Genomic DNA, 16,838 nt, shown 5'->3' with positions numbered 1-16,838 from the left:
TGATGGACACCGCTTTGCAGTACCAAGCCGGCTTCGGCAACAGCTTCGCCACCGAAGCCCTGCCCGGGGCCTTGCCGGTGGGCCGCAACTCGCCCCAGCGCTGCGCCTACGGCCTGTATGCCGAACAGCTGACCGGCTCGGCATTTACCGCGCCGCGCGCCGAGAACCGCCGCTCCTGGCTGTACCGCATCCGCCCCTCGGCCATGCACACCCCCTTCCAGCCCCTGGTCGCCAGCGCCATGCGCAGCGACTTCGGCGCTACCCCGCCGAACCAGCTCCGCTGGAACCCCCTGCCCGCGCTGCAGCAGCCCACCGACTTCGTCGACGGCCTGGTCTGCATGGCTGGCAATGGCGACCCGCATGCGCAAGCCGGCAGCGCCATCTACCTGTATGCGGCCAACCGCTCCATGCAGCAGCGGGTGTTCTACAGCGCCGATGGCGAGCTGCTCATCGTGCTGCAGCAGGGCCGGCAGCGCTTCATTACCGAACTCGGCGTGATCGAGGCCGAGCCGCAGGAAATCGTGGTGATTCCGCGCGGCGTGCGCTTCAAAGTGGAACTGCTGGACGCCGAGGCGCGTGGCTACATCTGCGAGAACTTTGGCGCCAATTTCCGCCTGCCGGATCTGGGCCCGATAGGCTCGAACGGCCTGGCGAATGCCCGCGACTTTCTGACACCGGTGGCCGCCTATGAGGACGTAGAAGGCCCGCATGAACTGGTAGCCAAGTTCATGGGCCAGCTGTGGACCGCGCAGATGGCGCATTCGCCGCTGGACGTGGTGGCCTGGCACGGCAATTACGCACCCTACAAATACGACCTGCGGCGCTTCAACGCCATAGGCTCGATCAGCTACGACCACCCGGACCCGTCGATCTTCCTGGTGCTGCACTCGGCCAGCGACACGCCGGGCGTGAGCAACATCGACTTTGTGATCTTCCCGCCGCGCATCCTGGCGATGCAGGACACCTTCCGCCCGCCCTGGTTCCACCGCAACATCGCCAGCGAATTCATGGGCCTGGTGCACGGCGCCTACGACGCCAAGGCCGATGGCTTTGTGCCCGGCGGCAGCAGCCTGCACAACTGCATGACCGGCCACGGCCCGGATGCCGAGACCTTCGAGAAAGCCAGCACCGCCGACATCTCGCAGCCGCACGTGATCACCGACACCATGGCCTTCATGTTCGAAACCCGCTGCGTGCTGCGCCCCACCCTGCAGGCCCTGGCCTCGCCGCAGCTGCAAACCGACTACCACCAATGCTGGCAAGGCCTGCAAAAACACTTTCACCCGGAAAAGCCATGACGACCATCGACGCCACCCACGCCCCCGACCTGCAAAGCTGGGTCAGCTCCGCCAACGACCCGGCCAGCGACTTTCCGCTGCAAAACCTGCCCTTCGGCCGCTTCCGGCTGGAAGCCGATGCCGACTGGCGCATCGGCGTGGCCATTGGCGACCAGGTGCTGGACCTGCGCGCCGCCGGCCTGATCGACAGCAACGACATGAACCGGCTGATGCGCCTGCTGCCCGAAGCCCGGCGCAGCCTGCGCCACGCCATGGTCGAGGGTTTGCGTGCCGGCAGCCCGCAGCAGGCCAAGTTCCAGGCCGCGCTGCATGTGCAGGCCGAGGTAGAGCTGGGCCTGCCCTGCGAGATCGGCGACTACACCGACTTCTACACCAGCATCCACCACGCCACGACCATCGGCAAGCAGCTGCGCCCGGACAACCCGCTGCTGCCCAACTACAAATGGGTGCCCATCGGCTACCACGGCCGGGCCTCCAGCATCCAGCCCAGCGGTGCCAGCTTCCACCGCCCGAACGGCCAGACCAAGGCGCCCGACCAGGACGTGCCCAGCTTCGGCCCGTGCCGCCGGCTCGACTACGAGCTGGAGCTGGGCCTGGTGGTGGGTCGGCCGAATCCGCTGGGCCAGCCAATTGCCATGGCCCAGGCCGAGGACCATGTGTTCGGCGTGGCCTTGTTCAACGACTGGAGCGCACGCGATGTACAGGGCTGGGAATACCAGCCGCTGGGGCCGTTTTTGTCGAAGAACTTCGCCAGCACGCTGTCGCCCTGGGTGGTGACCCTGGATGCACTGGCGCCGTTCCGCGCGCCGTTCAGCCGGCCCGAGGGCGATCCAGAACCCTTGGATTACCTGGTATCGCCCGCCAATACGGCGCAAGGTGCTATCGATATTGAACTAGAGGTGTGGCTGCAAACGGCGCAGATGCGGGCCGCAGGCCATGCGGGCGACAAGCTGTCGCAGTCCAACTACCGCGACGCCTACTGGACCGTGGCCCAGCTGGTGGCGCACCACACGGTGAACGGCTGCAATCTGCGCGCCGGCGATTTGTTCGGCACCGGCACGCTGTCCGGCCCCAAGCCCGAGCAAGGCGGCTCGTTGATGGAACTCAGCACCGGCGGCAAAAAGCCCTTCACCCTGTCCAGCGGCGAAACCCGCACCTACCTGGAGGACGGCGACACGGTGATTCTGCGCGGCTACTGCGTGCGCGATGGTTTCCGGCGCATCGGCTTTGGCGAATGCCGGGGCACGGTACTGCCCGCGGTACGGTTCTGAGGCCGCCATGCTGGTCCTGCACACCTACTTCCGCAGCTCGGCCGCCTACCGGGTGCGGATTGCGCTGGAGCTGAAAGGCCTGGCCTACCAGTCCGTGCCGGTGCACCTGCTGCGCGACGGCGGTGAGCAACATGCCGCCGCCTTTGCCGCGCTGAACCCGGCCGAACTGGTGCCGGTGCTGGTCGATGGCGATGTCACCCTGAGCCAGTCGCTGCCCATCATCGAGTACCTGGACGAGCGGCATCCAGCACCGCCGCTGCTGCCTGCCGATGCGACTGGCCGGGCCCGGGTGCGGGCCCTCGCCCAGGCCATCGCCTGCGAAATCCATCCGCTGAACAATCTGCGCGTGATGCAGTACCTGGAGACCACGCTGGGCGTGGCGGTCGAGGCCCGACGCGCCTGGTACGCGCACTGGATCAGCTTGGGCTTCAAGACGGTGGAGGCGATGCTGCAGCAGAGCAGCGGCCAGTACTGCCATGGCGATACGCCGACCCTGGCCGACTGCTGCCTGGTGCCGCAGCTGTACAACGCCGAGCGCTTCCACGTGGCGCTGGACGCCTATCCACTGGTACGGCGCATAGGCGAGGCCTGTCGGCAGCTGCCGGCCTTCCAGCGCGCTGCACCGGAGGTGCAGGCCGACGCGGCTTAGGCAGTTGCCAGCACCGTACGACGGACCTTGCGCACGTTGAAGGCGCTGGCGATCAGCACCGCCTGCACTAGGGCCAGGCCGACTAACACACCCGCGTACTGATGGCGGTCCATCAAGGTGCCGAACACCAGGGGCGACAGCGCCTGGCCAATGTCCAGCCCCGAATACACCACGCCGTAGACGCGGCCGGTGGAATTGGCCGGCGTGGCGCGCTTGACGATCAGGTCGCGCGACGGGCCGCCGGTGCCGGCCGAGAAACCCATCAGGCCGAAGAACACTGGCACCGCCCAGGCTGGGACATCGGCCAGCGCCAGCACCAGGGCCAGCGATGCCGCTATGCCGAAACCGATGCCGACGATACGCTCGCAGCGCGTCGGGTCGGACGCCAGAAAACCGCCCAGTACCATGCCGCCCGAGCTGCAGACCATGTAGATGGTCAGACACATGGCCACCATGGCCAGCGGTACGTTGTGCAGCTGGCGCGCGGCCTCGGGCGCAAAAGCCTGCACCACGCTCAGCGCGATGGCGTAGAAAAAGAAGAAGCCAAAGCACATCCACACTGCCGGGATGCGCATGAAGCCGAAGCTGCCACCCTCCATCACCGGCGCGCCGGCTTTGGCTACCGGCATGGCCGGCAGAGCCAGCTTGTCGCGGTTGATCCACAGCACCGCCAGCACCGCAAACGCCAAGGTGCCGGCCGAGGCCAGCGCGGTGCGCCAGGAGAACGCCAGCGCAATCGGCACCAGCATGGCCGGCGCCAGCGCCCAGCCCAGGCTGCCGGTGATGCCGTGCACGCTGTAGGCATGGCCTAAGCGCGGCGCGCTGATCTTGCGGTTCAACAAGGTGTAGTCCACCGGGTGGAACACGCCGTTGCCTATGCCCGCCACCACCGAGAACGCCGCCAGCATCGCGTAGCTATGGCTGGCCGAGAAGCCGAACGCCGCCAGCCCCAGCAGCGCCAGGCCACCGAACAAAATCGGCCGCGGGCCGAACTTGTCGACCACAAAGCCCGAGGCCATCTGCACCGCGCAGGACACCACGAAGAAGATCGACATCAGAAAGCCGAGTTCGGCGTAGCTGGCGTTGAAGTCGTCCTTCAGCCAGGGGAACAGCGGCGCCAGCAGCAGCTGGCTGAAATGGCTGATCATGTGCGCGCCGCCGACCAGGCCGATCACGCCGGCCTCCTGGCGCAGACTGGCCGGATTGGCCGTAGGGAGAGGGATGCTTGATGTGCTCATGCAGCTATCGTAGTATCTGCCGGTACTTTCTGAAATACGGCAAAAAGACAGTTTTCAGCGAATTTCAGCCAAACCAGCATGCTACGCACATCCGTCCTCAAATTCACCGAACTGGAGAGCGTCGACAACTTCGCGCCTACGCCGCAGCGCCCGCTGCGTTGCCGCGCGCGTTCGCTGCCGGTGGACACCCATTTCGAGCCGCACCAGCATGCCTGGGCGCAGCTGGCCTACTGCGACCGCGGCCTGATGCAGGTCACCGCCATCGACCAGGGCCAGCACAGCAGCTTCATCGTGCCGCCGTCGCGCGCGGTGTGGATTCCGGCGAATCTGCCGCATGCCGTGACCCTGCTGGAAAACGCCCATCTGCGCACCTTGTACATGGACGTGTCGGCCACGCCGCCCGGCTGGACCGGCTGCCGCACCCTGGTGGTGTCGAGCTTTCTGCGCGAACTGATCCACGCGCTGGAAGACACCCAGCCCGGCCCGCGCGAGAACGCCTTGATCCTGCTGACCCTGGACGAAATCACCCACGCCGACACCTACAACCTGCGCATCGCCCTGCCGCAGGACAAGCGCCTGCGCGCGCTGTGCGACGCGGTGCTGCGCGAGCCGTCCCGCCAGGCGACCTTGGCCGAATGGGCGGCCGACTTCGGCGCCAGCGAGCGCACGGTGGCGCGGCTGTTCCGCGACCAGCTGGGCACCAGCTATCTGCAATGGCGCCAGCAGGCGGTGCTGGCCCACGCCCTGCCCTTGCTGGCGCGCGGCGTGCCGGTGAGCCAGGTGGCGACCGGCTGCGGCTATGCCAGCGACAGCGCGTTTGCCGCCATGTTCAAAGCCGCCATGGGCCAGTCGCCCAGCCAGTTCCAGGGTGCGGCCCTGAAATTTATGAAAAACAAGGCTCCAGCGCTTGTTTAATCTGCGCAAGCAGCTATCAAATCTATAGTAAACCAGACGTAAAAAAGCCCGCACGCAGCGGGCTTTTTTGCACAGGCAAAACCCGGATCAGGCGACGGGGTTGCGCAAACGGATGTGCAGTTCGCGCAGCTGCTTCTCGTCCACGGTCGAAGGCGCTTGCGTCAGCAAGTCCTGGGCGCGCTGGGTCTTGGGGAAGGCGATCACGTCGCGGATCGACTCGGCGCCGGTCATCAAGGTCACGATACGGTCCAGGCCGAAGGCCAGGCCGCCGTGCGGAGGCGCGCCGTACTGCAGCGCGTCCAGCAGGAAGCCGAACTTGTCTTGCGCTTCTTCGGGCGTGATCTTCAGTGCATCGAAGACTTTCTGCTGCACGTCGGCACGGTGGATACGGACCGAGCCGCCACCCATTTCCCAGCCGTTCAGCACCATGTCGTAGCCCTTGGAGATGCACTTCTCGGGCGCGGTGACCATCCAGTCTTCGTGGCCGTCTTTGGGCGCGGTGAACGGGTGGTGCGTAGCGGTGTAGCGCTGTGCGTCTTCGTCGAACTCGAACATCGGGAAGTCGACCACCCACATCGGGCGCCAGCCTTTTTCGAACAGGCCGTTCTTCTTGCCGAATTCGCTGTGGCCGATCTTGATGCGCAGAGCGCCGATGGCGTCGTTGACAATCTTGGCCTTGTCGGCGCCAAAGAAGATCAGGTCGCCGTCTTGCGCGCCGGTGCGGGCCAACACTTCGGCCAGGGCCTTGTCGTGGATGTTCTTGACGATCGGGCTTTGCAGGCCGTCGCGGCCCTTGGCCAGCTCGTTGACCTTGATGTAGGCCAGGCCCTTGGCGCCGTAGATCTTGACGAACTCGGTGTAGCCATCGATGTCGCTGCGGCTCAGGCCGCCGACTTCCTTGGCGCCGCCGGGCACGCGCAGGCCGACTACACGGCCGTTCTTCATCGTCGCGGCACCCGAGAACACCTTGAAGTCCACGTCGGCCATCACGTCGGTGAGCTCGGTGAATTCCAGCTTGACGCGCAGATCGGGCTTGTCGGAGCCATAGCGGTGGGCGGCTTCCTGGAAGGTCATGACCGGGAACTCGCCCAGGTCCACGCCCAGGGTGTTCTTGAACACGGTGATGATCATGCCCTGGAACATGTCGCGGATTTCCTGTTCGGTGAGGAACGAGGTTTCGATATCGATCTGGGTGAATTCAGGCTGGCGGTCGGCGCGCAGATCTTCGTCGCGGAAGCACTTGGTGATCTGGTAGTAGCGGTCGTAGCCTGCCACCATCAGCAGCTGCTTGAACAGCTGCGGGCTCTGCGGCAACGCGAAGAACATGCCTTCGTGCACGCGGCTGGGCACCAGGTAGTCGCGCGCGCCTTCGGGCGTGGACTTGCCGAGCATAGGCGTTTCGATGTCGATGAAACCATGCGAATCCAGGAACTTGCGCACTTCCATCGACACGCGGTAGCGCAGCATCAGGTTGTTCTGCATGTAGGGGCGGCGCAGGTCCAGCACGCGATGCGTCAAACGGGTGGTTTCCGACAGGTTGTCGTCGTCCAGCTGGAACGGTGGGGTGACCGAAGGGTTCAGCACCACCAGTTCGTGGCAGAGGATTTCGATCTTGCCGCTTTTCAGGTTGTCGTTGACCGTACCTTCAGGGCGCGCGCGCACCAGGCCCTTGATCTGCACGCAGAACTCGTTGCGCAGGGTTTCGGAGACGGCGAACATCTCGGCGCGGTCCGGGTCGCACACCACTTGCACATAACCTTCGCGGTCGCGCAGGTCAACGAAGATCACGCCACCGTGGTCACGGCGGCGGTTCACCCAGCCGCACAGGGTGACGGTTTGGCCCAGCAGGGCTTCGGTCACGAGACCGCAGTAGGTGGTACGCATTTGAGATTGCATGGCTATCGATTTCTGGCGCCGCTAAGGGGCGCAAAGGTTAACAAAGACGGCGGCACCGGGGCGGCCCGCCATTACACAGCGGTTTTACAGGCGTATTTAAGGCAGCTTGGCGGGGTGCGGTGCAACGCCATTAGGCACTACCACGCCCATGGAGACGATGTACTTCAGCGCCTCGTCCACACTCATCCGCAGTTCCACGCACTCGCTGGCGCGCAGCATGACGAAGTAGCCGCCGGTCGGGTTCGGCGTGGTGGGCACATAGACCGTCAGGTAGTCGCCCTGCAGATAGTTGGCGGTATCGCCACCGGGCACGCCGGTCACGAAAGCAATCGTCCAGACGCCTTCGCGCGGCCACTGCACCAGCACCGCTTTGCGAAAAGCATTGCCATTCTCGGAAAACAAGGTGTCGGACACCTGCTTCACACCCGAGTAGATCGAGCTGACGATAGGAATACGGTGCAACAGCAGATTCCACCAGTCGACCAGCTTGCGGCCTACAAAATTGCTGGCCACCGCGCCCACGATCAGCAGCGAGCCGAAAGCCAACAACACGCCGAAGCCAGGGATGTGGAAACCCAGCAGCTTGTCGGGGTGCCAGCTGGAGGGCAGGATCAATAGGGTTTGGTCCAGCGTGCTGATCACCCATTCCAGCACCCAGACGGTGATGGCCACGGGAACAATCACCAACAGGCCGGACAACAGCCATTTGCGGATAGCAGCCATCATGGAATCAGGTCGCCGAGCCGGTGCCGCTGGAAGGAGCCGGTGCGGGCGCCGGGGCAGCCACGGCCGGCGCAGGCGCCGCAGCGCTGTCGGCAGACTTGGCGGCGCCATCGGTGGATGCCGCGGGCTTGCCGTCGTCCACCTTGGGCGCGGGGGTGGTGGTAGCGGCTGCGCCGCCACCCTTGAAGTCGGTCACATACCAGCCCGAGCCCTTGAGCTGAAAACCGGCGGCGGTGACTTGTTTCTTGAATGCGGCTGCACCGCAAACGGGGCAATCGGTCAGCGGCGCATCAGACATTTTCTGCAATACGTCTTTGCTGTGCCCGCAAGACTCGCATTTATAAGCGTAGATAGGCATGGCGTGGAAGGCTCGGGTTGAAGTCGCAAAACTCTTGATTATAGTTTGACCGGGTGAAAACCCGGCTGGCCCTAGAACAGGAACGGGGATAAGAAAAGCAGGCGCATCACCAACAGCCCCAGGCCGAAACCAATCACACCGAACACCAGGCCATGCAGCAGCCGGTTGGTACGCCGGTGTTCGACCAGCAGTTCTTCCAGCAGCTTGCGCTGGTCGCCGCCGCGGTCGGTCGCGCCCTGCTTCAAGAAGTCGACCAGCAGGCGCGGCAGCTCGGGCAGCAGCTTGGCATAGCGCGGCGCCTCGTTTTTCAGCTGCTCGATGAAGGCCTTGGGGCCGATCTGCTCCAGCATCCACTTTTCCAGGAAGGGTTTGGCGGTGTTCCACAGGTCCAGTTCGGGATCGAGTTCGCGGCCCAGGCCCTCGATATTCAGCAGGGTTTTCTGCAGCAGCACCAGCTGCGGCTGAATTTCGACCTGGAAGCGGCGCGAGGTCTGGAACAAGCGCATCAGGATGATGCCCAGCGAAATTTCCTTCAGCGGACGGTCGAAAACCGGCTCGCAGCAGGCACGGATGGCGGCTTCCAGCTCGTCGACACGGGTATTGGCGGGCACCCAGCCCGACTCGATGTGCAACTCGGCCACGCGCTTGTAGTCGCGCCGGAAGAAGGCGGTGAAGTTCTGCGCCAGATATTCTTTGTCGAACTCGGTCAGGGTGCCGACGATACCGAAGTCCAGCGAGATGTAGCGGCCAAAGGTGGCCGGCTCCACCGACACCTGGATATTGCCAGGGTGCATGTCGGCATGGAAAAAGCCGTCGCGGAACACCTGGGTGAAGAAGATGGTCACGCCATCGCGGGCCAGCTTCTGAAAGTCCACGCCTGCAGCCCGCAGCCGCTCGGTCTGGCTGATGGGAATGCCGGTCATGCGCTCCATCACGATGACCTCGGTGGCGCAGTAATCCCAGAACATCTCGGGGATCAGCACCAGGTTCAGCCCGTCCATATTGCGGCGCAGCTGCGCCGCACTGGAGGCCTCGCGCACCAGGTCCAGCTCGTCGTGCAGGTACTTGTCGAACTCGGCCACCACTTCCATAGGCTTCAGGCGCTTGCCGTCGGCCGACAGGCCTTGGACCCAGCCGGCCATGGTGCGCATCAGCCCCAGGTCGCTTTCGATAGCCGGCAGCATGCCCGGGCGCAGTACCTTGACCGCCACTTCGCGCAGCCGGCCATTGCGGTCTTTCAGCACCGCAAAGTGGACCTGGGCGATGGACGCGCTGGCCACCGGCGTGTGGTCAAAGCTTTCAAAAATGTCGCTCACCGATTTGCGGAACGCGCGCTCGATGGTGGCGACCGCCACGGCCGAGGGGAACGGTGGCACGCGGTCCTGCAAACGCGCCAACTCATCTGCGATGTCGGGCGGCAGCAGATCGCGCCGGGTCGACAGCACCTGGCCGAACTTGACGAAGATCGGCCCCAGCCGCTCCAGCGCCTCGCGCAGGCGCACACCGCGCGGCGCATCCAGTTTGCGGCCTACCGACAGCACGCGGGCCAGCACCCCCAACCAGGGCTTCTGGAAGCTGGTCAGTACCAGCTCATCCAGCCCGTAGCGCAGTACGATCCAAACGATGTAGGCGCCGCGAAAAATCCGGCTCATGCGGGTGCCTTGTCGGCACCGGGACGCTGGCCTATGAACTGGCGCAGGGTCGCCGCGGCGCTGCGGACCACATTGCCCACGGTATGGGCTGCCGTGTCGCCCACCAGCTTAGACAGGTCTTCTTCCAGATCCCAGCGCACATGGTCGACCAGCCAGTTGACCTCGGCCGCCAACTGCACATCGCCTTCTATGCGCACGCCGGGCTTGTCGGATCGCAGAGCTTGCTGGGCCAAGGCCAAAGGCGAGGTTTCGGTGATGGTCAAGGTCAGGTCGGCGCGCATGCCGGGGGTGGCGCGGTCCAGCAGGCCGGCGGGTGTAGCCACCAGGGACATATGGAAGCTGCGCCACTGCACCAGCACCACACTGCCCTTTTGCCGGGCCAGGCGGGCCATGGCTTCGGGTTCTTGCTGCAGCACATGGTTCAGCAGCAGCACGACGCGGTTCTGCACCTCGTCCACCACCCAGGGCGGCGGCTGCAGCGTGGCGCTGGCGCGGTTAAAAAGGTCTTCGAGCAAAGAAAAGGGGGACTGTGTTGCCATAGTCCCCCATTATCCGGGATAGTTTCTCGGGCTCAGGACGCAAGCGTCCTTGACCAATCGCTATTGCAGGGCTTGGACTCCAGCGACCAGCCAGCCGCTGCCGCCGTTCTTCGGCTTGGTCATGTTCCAGACTTCGCGGAACGGGCTCGGTCCTGCCGAAGGCTCTTCGCGGATCATGCCGGAGAACTCGACGCTGGCCATGTAGTCATTGCCCAGGTCTTCAATGCCCAGCAGCTTGGCTTCCAGCATCACCACGTCGGTCTTGTTGACCTGGCCGCCGGTATGGGTTTCGCGTTCGTTCAGCTGGGACTGGATCTCGCCCAGCATGGTGTCGGTCATCATGGCGCGCAGCGAGGAAATGTCCGAGCGGTCCCAGGCCGACTGCAAGGTGATGAAGTTGTTCTTCGCGGCTTTCAGGAAACCTTCGGAGTCGAAGCCCGCGGGCACGCCCCAGCCTTGCGCACCGGCCAGTGCCGAGCCGATCATCGAACCCGATACGGCGCCGTCCAAAGGCAGGGAGTTGCTGCGTTCGAACGGACGGGCCGACGCATCATTGCCCACGTTTTCCACCCGGTAGGCAGGTGCGGTGGCCGGCGCTGCGGGACTTGCGCCCTGGAAGGCGAACGGGCTATTGCCGGACGACGGTGCGCCGGCATTCCTGCGCGAACGCATGAACCAGCTGAACAAAACCATACCCACCAGCACCACCAGGGCAATCAGCATGAACTGGCCCATGGCCGCGCCCAGGCCCAGGGAGTTGGCCAACCAGGCCAGGCCCAGACCGGCCGCCAGCCCGCCGAGCATCGCGCCCCAGGGACGCTTGGGAGCCGCCGCAGCAGGTGCGGCCGTCGCCGGCTTGGGGGCTGTGTTGTTGGCGTTTTGGGCCGGTGCGGCAGGTGCTGCGGGAGCCGCCTGGCGCTGCGTCACATTGCTGGACTGCTGCCCGATTGACTTGCCGCCCCCCATGCGGCGCGCCGCTTCGGCATCGAAGCCCGCGCCCAAGGCGATGGTGGCGGCCAAAACTATTGCCCAGAATTTCATGGTATCTCCGTGTATTTATAAAGTATTAGACGCCAAGGCCATCAGCACTTGATACCTACGTGCAGCGCCACCATGCCACCGGTAAGGTTGTGGTAGTCCACATGGCCGAAGCCCGCAGCCTGCATCATGGTCTTGAGTTCCTTCTGGCCGGGGTGCATGCGGATCGACTCGGCCAGGTAGCGGTAGCTGGCGTCGTCGCCGGCCACCAGCTTGCCCAGCTGCGGCAATACCTTGAACGAATACCAGTCGTACGCCTTCTCCAGCGGCTGGGCCACCTTGGAGAACTCCAGCACCAGCAGCTTGCCGCCGGGCTTGAGTACGCGGCCCATCTCGGCCAGGGCCACGTCCTTGTGCGTCATGTTGCGCAGGCCAAAAGCCACGCTGACGCGGTCAAACGACGCGTCTTCAAACGGCAGTTTCTCGGCATCGCAGACCATGGTTGGCAGCACCACGCCAGCGTCCAGCAGGCGGTCCCGGCCGGTGCGCAGCATGGCTTCGTTGATGTCGGTATGCACCACGCGGCCGCTGGCGCCGACCTTCTTGGCGAAGGCCATGGACAGGTCGCCGGTGCCGCCGGCAATGTCCAGCACCTGGTGGCCTTCGCGGATATCGGCGACCAGCACGGTATAGGCCTTCCAGGCGCGGTGCAGACCTGCCGACATCAGGTCGTTCATCAAATCGTATTTGCTGGCCACCGAGTCGAACACGCCGCGCACATGGCGGGCTTTCTCGCTCTCGTCGACCGACTGGAAACCAAAATGGGTAGTGCTCATGTTTTTATACTAAGTCAGAAAGGTGACGCCGGGCACCGACAACCCTGCACAGCCATGGGGGATTTAAAGAAAAAAAGCCTCTGGCGCACATTCCACCTGCGCCAGCAGCTATTTTATCTATAGCAGACAGGCCTTAGTGGCTGCCGCAGCCGTGCGCGGCCTTGCCCGGCATGGGGGCGTCGCGGTCGACACCGGCAGCCGCCAGGCGGGCTTCGTAGTCCGCCCACAGCTTCGGCTCCTGCGAACCCAGGAAGTACAGGTAGTCCCAGGTGAAGATGCCCGTGCTGTGGCCGTCGGAGAACGTGGGCTGCACGCCGTAGTTACCCACCGGCTCCAGCCCCACCAGGGTGACTTCGCGCATGCCGGTCTGCAGGGTTTCCTGGCCCGGGCCGTGGCCTTGCACCTCGGCCGAGGGCGAATACACGCGCATCAGCTCGAACGGAATACGGAAACTGGCACCGTCCGAAAACGTGACTTCCAGCACCTTGGACTGGCCATGTACCGTGATGTCTTCAGGCGTCGGCGCGCCTTTGGTCAAGCCGGCCATTACACCAACACCCGCTCAATGCCGCCATTGTTGGCTTGCGCCACATAGGTCGGCAGCCACTGGTCGCCCAGGATCTGGTTGGCCATTTCGACCACGATGTAGTCGGCTTCCAGCAGGCCGTTCTGCAGGTCGTTGCCGTAGCGGCTCAGGCCTTGCAGGCAGCTGGGGCAGCTGGTCAATATCTTCAGATTGTCTTGCGGACCGACTTGGCCGGATTCGCGCAGCGCGGTCTCGGACTTGCGCAGCTCTTCTTCCTTGCGGAAGCGGATCTGCGTCGAGATGTCGGGCCGGGTTACGCCCAGGGTGCCGGACTCGCCGCAGCAACGCTTGCTCTCGGTGACCTGGTCGCCCAGCAGCGCCTTCACCGTCCTCATCGGCTCCTGCAGCTTCATCGGCGTGTGGCAGGGGTCGTGGTACAGGTAGGTGCCGCCGTTGTTCAGGGTGATGCCTTTTTCCAGCAGGTATTCGTGGATGTCGATGATGCGGCAGCCGGGGAAGATTTTGTCGAACTCGTAGCCCTGCAGCTGGTCGTAGCAGGTGCCGCATGACACCACCACGGTCTTGATGTCCAGGTAGTTCAGCGTATTCGCCACGCGGTGGAACAGCACCCGGTTGTCGGTGATGATCTTGTCGGCCTTGTCGAACTGGCCGCTGCCCTTTTGCGGGTAGCCACAGCACAGGTAGCCAGGCGGCAGCACGGTCTGCACACCCGCATGCCAGAGCATGGCCTGCGTCGCCAAACCGACCTGGCTGAACAGTCGCTCCGAGCCGCAGCCGGGAAAGTAGAACACCGCTTCCGACTCGCTGGTGGTCGCCACCGGATTGCGGATGATGGGCACGTAGTCCTTGTCCTCGATATCCAGCAACGCGCGCGCGGTCTTCTTCGGCAGATTGCCCGGCATCTTCTTGTTGATGAAGTGGATCACCTGCTCTTTGATCGGCGCGGTGCCCAGGCTGGCGCGGGGGGCCGCGGTCTGCTTCTTGGCCGCAGGACGCAGCAAGTCATTGGCCAGGCGCTGGACCTTGAAGCCCACGTCGACCATGGCCGAGCGCACGAACTTGATGGTCTCGGGGTTGGTCGCGTTCAGGAAGAACATGGCCGCGGCATTGCCGGGGCGGAAGCTCTTCTTGCCCATCTTGCGCAGCAGGTTGCGCATGTTCATGGTCACATCGCCGAAGTCGATCTTCACCGGGCAGGGCGACAGGCATTTGTGGCACACCGTGCAGTGGTCGGCCACGTCTTCGAACTGCTCCCAATGCTTGATGCTGACGCCGCGCCGGGTCTGCTCTTCGTACAAGAAGGCCTCGACCAGCAGCGAGGTCGCCAGGATCTTGTTGCGCGGGCTGTACAGCAGGTTCGCGCGCGGCACGTGGGTGGCGCAGACGGGCTTGCATTTGCCGCAGCGCAGGCAGTCCTTCATGCTGTCGGCAATGGCGCCGATATCGCTCTGCTGCATGATCAGCGACTCGTGGCCCATCAGCCCGAAGCTCGGGGTGTAGGCATTGGTCAAATCAGCGTCCAGCGCAATACCCTCCTGCGCGTGAAGCTGCGAATTTCGTAGCAGCTTGCCTTTGTTGAAGCGGCCTTCGGGGTCCACGCGCTGCTTGTAGTCGGTGAACGGCTGCATCTCGGCGTCGCTCAGAAACTCCAGCTTGGTGATGCCAATGCCGTGCTCGCCCGAGATCACGCCGTCCAGGCTGCGGGCCAGCGCCATGATGCGTTTCACCGCCTCGTGCGCGGTCTGCAGCATCTCGTAGTTGTCGCTGTTGACCGGCAGATTGGTGTGCACATTGCCGTCGCCGGCGTGCATGTGCAACGCCACCCAGACCCGGCCCTTGAGCACGGTCTTGTGGATGGCGGTGCATTCGTCCAGGATGCCCTTGAAGCCAGCGCCGGTGAAGATGTTTTGCAGCTGGGCGCGGATCTGCGTCTTCCAGCTGGCGCGCAGGCTGTGGTCTTGCAGCTGCGGAAACAGGGTTTCCACGCCGTCCAGCCAGCCCTGCCACAGGGCACGGGTCTCGGCCACCAGGCTCTGGGCCTGCACCACGCGTTCTTCCAGCAGCTCGGGGGACGGCACATCGCCATCCTCGTCGCCCTTGCTCAGGGGCAAATTGCCGCGGCTGAAGAACTCCTGCAACGCATCGCACAGCTCCAGCTTGTTCTTCAGGCTGAGCTCGATGTTGATGCGCTCTATGCCGTCGGTGTACTCGGCCATGCGCGGCAGCGGGATCACCACGTCTTCGTTGATCTTGAAGGCGTTGGTGTGCCGGCTGATGGCGGCGGTCTTTTTGCGGTCCAGCCAGAATTTCTTGCGTGCCTCGGGGCTGATGGCGATGAAGCCTTCGCCGCTGCGCGAATTGGCGATGCGCACCACTTCGCTGGTCGCGCGCGCCACGTCGTCGGCGTTGTCGCCGGCAATGTCGCCAAACAAGGCCATCTTCGGCAGGCCACCGCGCTTGGATTTGGTGGTGTAGCCCACGGCCTTCAGGTAGCGGTCGTCCAGATGCTCGAGCCCGGCCAGCAGCACGCCGGTGCGCTTTTGCTCGGCGAACATGAAGTCCTTGATCTCGACGATGCTGGGCACGGCGTTCTTGGCGTCGCCAAAGAACTCCAGGCAGACGGTGCGGGTGTGCGCCGGCATGCGGTGCACCACCCAGCGGCCGCTGGTGATCAGTCCGTCGCAGCCTTCTTTCTGGATACCCGGCAGGCCGCTGAGGAACTTGTCGGTCACGTCTTTGCCCAGGCCTTCCTTGCGGAAGGTGCGGCCCGGGATGTCGAGCCGCTCGGTACGTATCTTGGTCTTGCCATCGGCTTCGAAGTACTGCAGCTCGAAGCTGGCGACTTCCACATCGTGGATCTTGCCCAGGTTGTGGTTCAGGCGGGTGACTTCCAGCCACTGGGCGTCGGGCGTCACCATGCGCCAGGAGGCCAGGTTGTCTAGCGCCGTGCCCCAGAGCACGGCCTTCTTGCCGCCGGCGTTCATGGCGATATTGCCGCCTATGCAGGAGGCCTCGGCGGACGTGGGATCGACCGCAAACACATAGCCGCCGCGCTCGGCCGCATCGGCCACGCGCTGGGTGACGACGCCGGCTTCGCTGTAGATGGTGGCCACCGGGTGGTCGACGCCGGGCAGCATGCGCATCTCCACCTCGGTCATGGCTTCGAGCTTTTCGGTGTTGATCACCGCGCTGTTCCAGGTCAGCGGGATCGCGCCGCCGGTGTAGCCGGTGCCGCCGCCGCGCGGAATGATGGTCAGGCCGAGCTCGATGCAGCCCTTGACCAGGCCGGCCATTTCGGCCTCGGTATCTGGGGTCAGCACCACGAACGGGTATTCGACACGCCAGTCGGTGGCGTCGGTTACGTGGCTGACGCGGCTCAGGCCGTCGAACTTGATGTTGTCCTTGGCGGTCAGCTTGCCCAGCACGCGTGCGGTCTTGCGGCGCAGCTCCGCCACCTGGGTGAAGGTCTTGCCGAACTGGTCGACCGCGGCGGTAGCGGCCACCAGCAGCTCGCCGACCAGCGCATCGCGCTGGCTGTCGCGGTCATTGCCGTTGTTGGGCTTGCGGCGCTTGCCGACTTCGTCCAGGCGGTGGTGCAAGGCGTCCACCAACTGCTTGCGGCGTTTCGGGTTGTCCAGCAGGTCGTCCTGCAGATAGGGGTTGCGCTGCACCACCCAGATATCGCCCAGTACCTCGTACAGCATGCGCGCGGATCGGCCGGTACGGCGCTCCTGGCGCAATCCATTCAAAACATCCCAGGCACGCGCGCCTAGCAGGCGGATGACGATCTCACGGTCGGAAAACGAGGTGTAGTTGTACGGAATTTCGCGCAGGCGCACGGCTTCAGGGGCCTGCGCCAGCAAGGTGGACAACGCGGTGGGAGCATTCATGGAGAAATAACCTGGGGTGGGCAGCTGCGCCCATGGGCCTGGGAAGAC

Annotated in this window: 14 protein-coding genes; 4 read left to right on the top strand and 10 right to left on the bottom strand. The window is 64.4% G+C overall.

All coding sequences use genetic code 11. The annotated features are described in order from the left end of the window. Positions 1-2: 2 nt before the first annotated feature. The 3 genes from hmgA to maiA are packed head-to-tail and all read left to right on the top strand — an operon-like array spanning position 3 to position 3,218. The gene (gene hmgA / locus J2X19_RS10175) at positions 3-1,298 is read left to right on the top strand and encodes a homogentisate 1,2-dioxygenase (protein ID WP_310373048.1); all 1,296 of its coding nucleotides are present in this window, start codon (positions 3-5) and stop codon (positions 1,296-1,298) included. Beyond that, a complete protein-coding gene (fahA, locus tag J2X19_RS10170; protein WP_310373047.1) occupies positions 1,295-2,569 on the top strand; it encodes a fumarylacetoacetase in 1,275 nt (424 codons plus the stop codon). The genes hmgA and fahA overlap by 4 nt, the downstream gene beginning before the upstream one ends. 7 nt (positions 2,570-2,576) lie before the next feature. After that, entirely contained in the window at positions 2,577-3,218 is a 642-nt protein-coding gene (gene maiA / locus J2X19_RS10165) for a maleylacetoacetate isomerase (RefSeq protein WP_310373046.1), read from the top strand. Here the strand turns inward: maiA and J2X19_RS10160 are convergent. Next, positions 3,215-4,456, bottom strand: a complete 1,242-nt coding sequence (locus tag J2X19_RS10160) for an MFS transporter (protein WP_310373045.1) — start codon at positions 4,454-4,456, stop codon at positions 3,215-3,217. The two genes, maiA and J2X19_RS10160, sit on opposite strands and share 4 nt — an antisense overlap. A 78-nt stretch (positions 4,457-4,534) precedes the next feature. Here J2X19_RS10160 and J2X19_RS10155 point away from each other — a divergent pair, with 78 nt between their 5' ends. Further along, a complete protein-coding gene (locus tag J2X19_RS10155; protein ID WP_310373044.1) occupies positions 4,535-5,371 on the top strand; it encodes an AraC family transcriptional regulator in 837 nt (278 codons plus the stop codon). Positions 5,372-5,458: 87 nt separating this feature from the next. Here the strand turns inward: J2X19_RS10155 and aspS are convergent, their stop codons facing one another. The 9 genes from aspS to J2X19_RS10110 all read right to left on the bottom strand — a co-directional run bounded on the left by aspS (position 5,459) and on the right by J2X19_RS10110 (position 16,790). Beyond that, on the bottom strand, positions 5,459-7,267 hold the full coding sequence (gene aspS, locus J2X19_RS10150) for an aspartate--tRNA ligase (RefSeq protein WP_310373043.1): 1,809 nt from the start codon (positions 7,265-7,267) through the stop codon (positions 5,459-5,461). A 96-nt stretch (positions 7,268-7,363) separates the two neighbouring features. Continuing rightward, entirely contained in the window at positions 7,364-7,990 is a 627-nt protein-coding gene (locus tag J2X19_RS10145) for a DUF502 domain-containing protein (RefSeq protein ID WP_116604271.1), read from the bottom strand. Between the two features lie 7 nt (positions 7,991-7,997). Further along, positions 7,998-8,348, bottom strand: a complete 351-nt coding sequence (locus J2X19_RS10140) for an FmdB family zinc ribbon protein (protein WP_310373042.1) — start codon at positions 8,346-8,348, stop codon at positions 7,998-8,000. A gap of 71 nt (positions 8,349-8,419) precedes the next feature. Next, positions 8,420-10,000, bottom strand: coding sequence for a ubiquinone biosynthesis regulatory protein kinase UbiB (gene ubiB / locus J2X19_RS10135; RefSeq protein ID WP_310373041.1), 1,581 nt, complete (start codon positions 9,998-10,000; stop codon positions 8,420-8,422). Further along, a complete protein-coding gene (locus tag J2X19_RS10130; protein WP_310373040.1) occupies positions 9,997-10,539 on the bottom strand; it encodes a ubiquinone biosynthesis accessory factor UbiJ in 543 nt (180 codons plus the stop codon). Before J2X19_RS10130 ends, ubiB begins: the two co-directional genes overlap by 4 nt. 60 nt (positions 10,540-10,599) lie before the next feature. Continuing rightward, entirely contained in the window at positions 10,600-11,580 is a 981-nt protein-coding gene (locus J2X19_RS10125; protein WP_116603954.1) for a Tim44 domain-containing protein, read from the bottom strand. Positions 11,581-11,621: 41 nt separating this feature from the next. Continuing rightward, positions 11,622-12,353 carry a bifunctional demethylmenaquinone methyltransferase/2-methoxy-6-polyprenyl-1,4-benzoquinol methylase UbiE gene (gene ubiE, locus J2X19_RS10120; protein WP_310373039.1) on the bottom strand — a complete coding sequence of 244 codons (732 nt, stop codon included), beginning with the start codon at positions 12,351-12,353 and terminating at the stop codon, positions 11,622-11,624. 133 nt (positions 12,354-12,486) lie between these two features. Further along, positions 12,487-12,900, bottom strand: coding sequence for a gamma-butyrobetaine hydroxylase family protein (locus tag J2X19_RS10115; RefSeq protein WP_310373037.1), 414 nt, complete (start codon positions 12,898-12,900; stop codon positions 12,487-12,489). Then, on the bottom strand, positions 12,900-16,790 hold the full coding sequence (locus J2X19_RS10110; protein WP_310373035.1) for a DUF3683 domain-containing protein: 3,891 nt from the start codon (positions 16,788-16,790) through the stop codon (positions 12,900-12,902). Before J2X19_RS10110 ends, J2X19_RS10115 begins: the two co-directional genes overlap by 1 nt. Positions 16,791-16,838: the final 48 nt, after the last annotated feature.

It is taken from the genome of Rhodoferax ferrireducens (genome assembly GCF_031458075.1).
In the GTDB taxonomy this organism is placed as follows: Bacteria; Pseudomonadota; Gammaproteobacteria; order Burkholderiales; family Burkholderiaceae_C; genus Rhodoferax_B; species Rhodoferax_B ferrireducens_A.
The sequence above is the reverse complement of the archived record's forward strand: the minus strand, read 5'-3'. Positions and strand labels throughout refer to the sequence as shown.

Coding starts and splice junctions, on each gene's coding strand:
- J2X19_RS10160 (WP_310373045.1), bottom strand. CDS start 4,456: ATGAGCACATCAAGCATCCCTCTCCCTACGGCCAATCCGGCCAGTCTG.
- J2X19_RS10140 (WP_310373042.1), bottom strand. CDS start 8,348: ATGCCTATCTACGCTTATAAATGCGAGTCTTGCGGGCACAGCAAAGAC.
- J2X19_RS10145 (WP_116604271.1), bottom strand. CDS start 7,990: ATGGCTGCTATCCGCAAATGGCTGTTGTCCGGCCTGTTGGTGATTGTT.
- ubiB (WP_310373041.1), bottom strand. CDS start 10,000: ATGAGCCGGATTTTTCGCGGCGCCTACATCGTTTGGATCGTACTGCGC.
- fahA (WP_310373047.1), top strand. CDS start 1,295: ATGACGACCATCGACGCCACCCACGCCCCCGACCTGCAAAGCTGGGTC.
- J2X19_RS10130 (WP_310373040.1), bottom strand. CDS start 10,539: ATGGCAACACAGTCCCCCTTTTCTTTGCTCGAAGACCTTTTTAACCGC.
- J2X19_RS10115 (WP_310373037.1), bottom strand. CDS start 12,900: ATGGCCGGCTTGACCAAAGGCGCGCCGACGCCTGAAGACATCACGGTA.
- J2X19_RS10125 (WP_116603954.1), bottom strand. CDS start 11,580: ATGAAATTCTGGGCAATAGTTTTGGCCGCCACCATCGCCTTGGGCGCG.
- ubiE (WP_310373039.1), bottom strand. CDS start 12,353: ATGAGCACTACCCATTTTGGTTTCCAGTCGGTCGACGAGAGCGAGAAA.
- J2X19_RS10155 (WP_310373044.1), top strand. CDS start 4,535: ATGCTACGCACATCCGTCCTCAAATTCACCGAACTGGAGAGCGTCGAC.
- J2X19_RS10110 (WP_310373035.1), bottom strand. CDS start 16,790: ATGAATGCTCCCACCGCGTTGTCCACCTTGCTGGCGCAGGCCCCTGAA.
- aspS (WP_310373043.1), bottom strand. CDS start 7,267: ATGCAATCTCAAATGCGTACCACCTACTGCGGTCTCGTGACCGAAGCC.
- hmgA (WP_310373048.1), top strand. CDS start 3: ATGGACACCGCTTTGCAGTACCAAGCCGGCTTCGGCAACAGCTTCGCC.
- maiA (WP_310373046.1), top strand. CDS start 2,577: ATGCTGGTCCTGCACACCTACTTCCGCAGCTCGGCCGCCTACCGGGTG.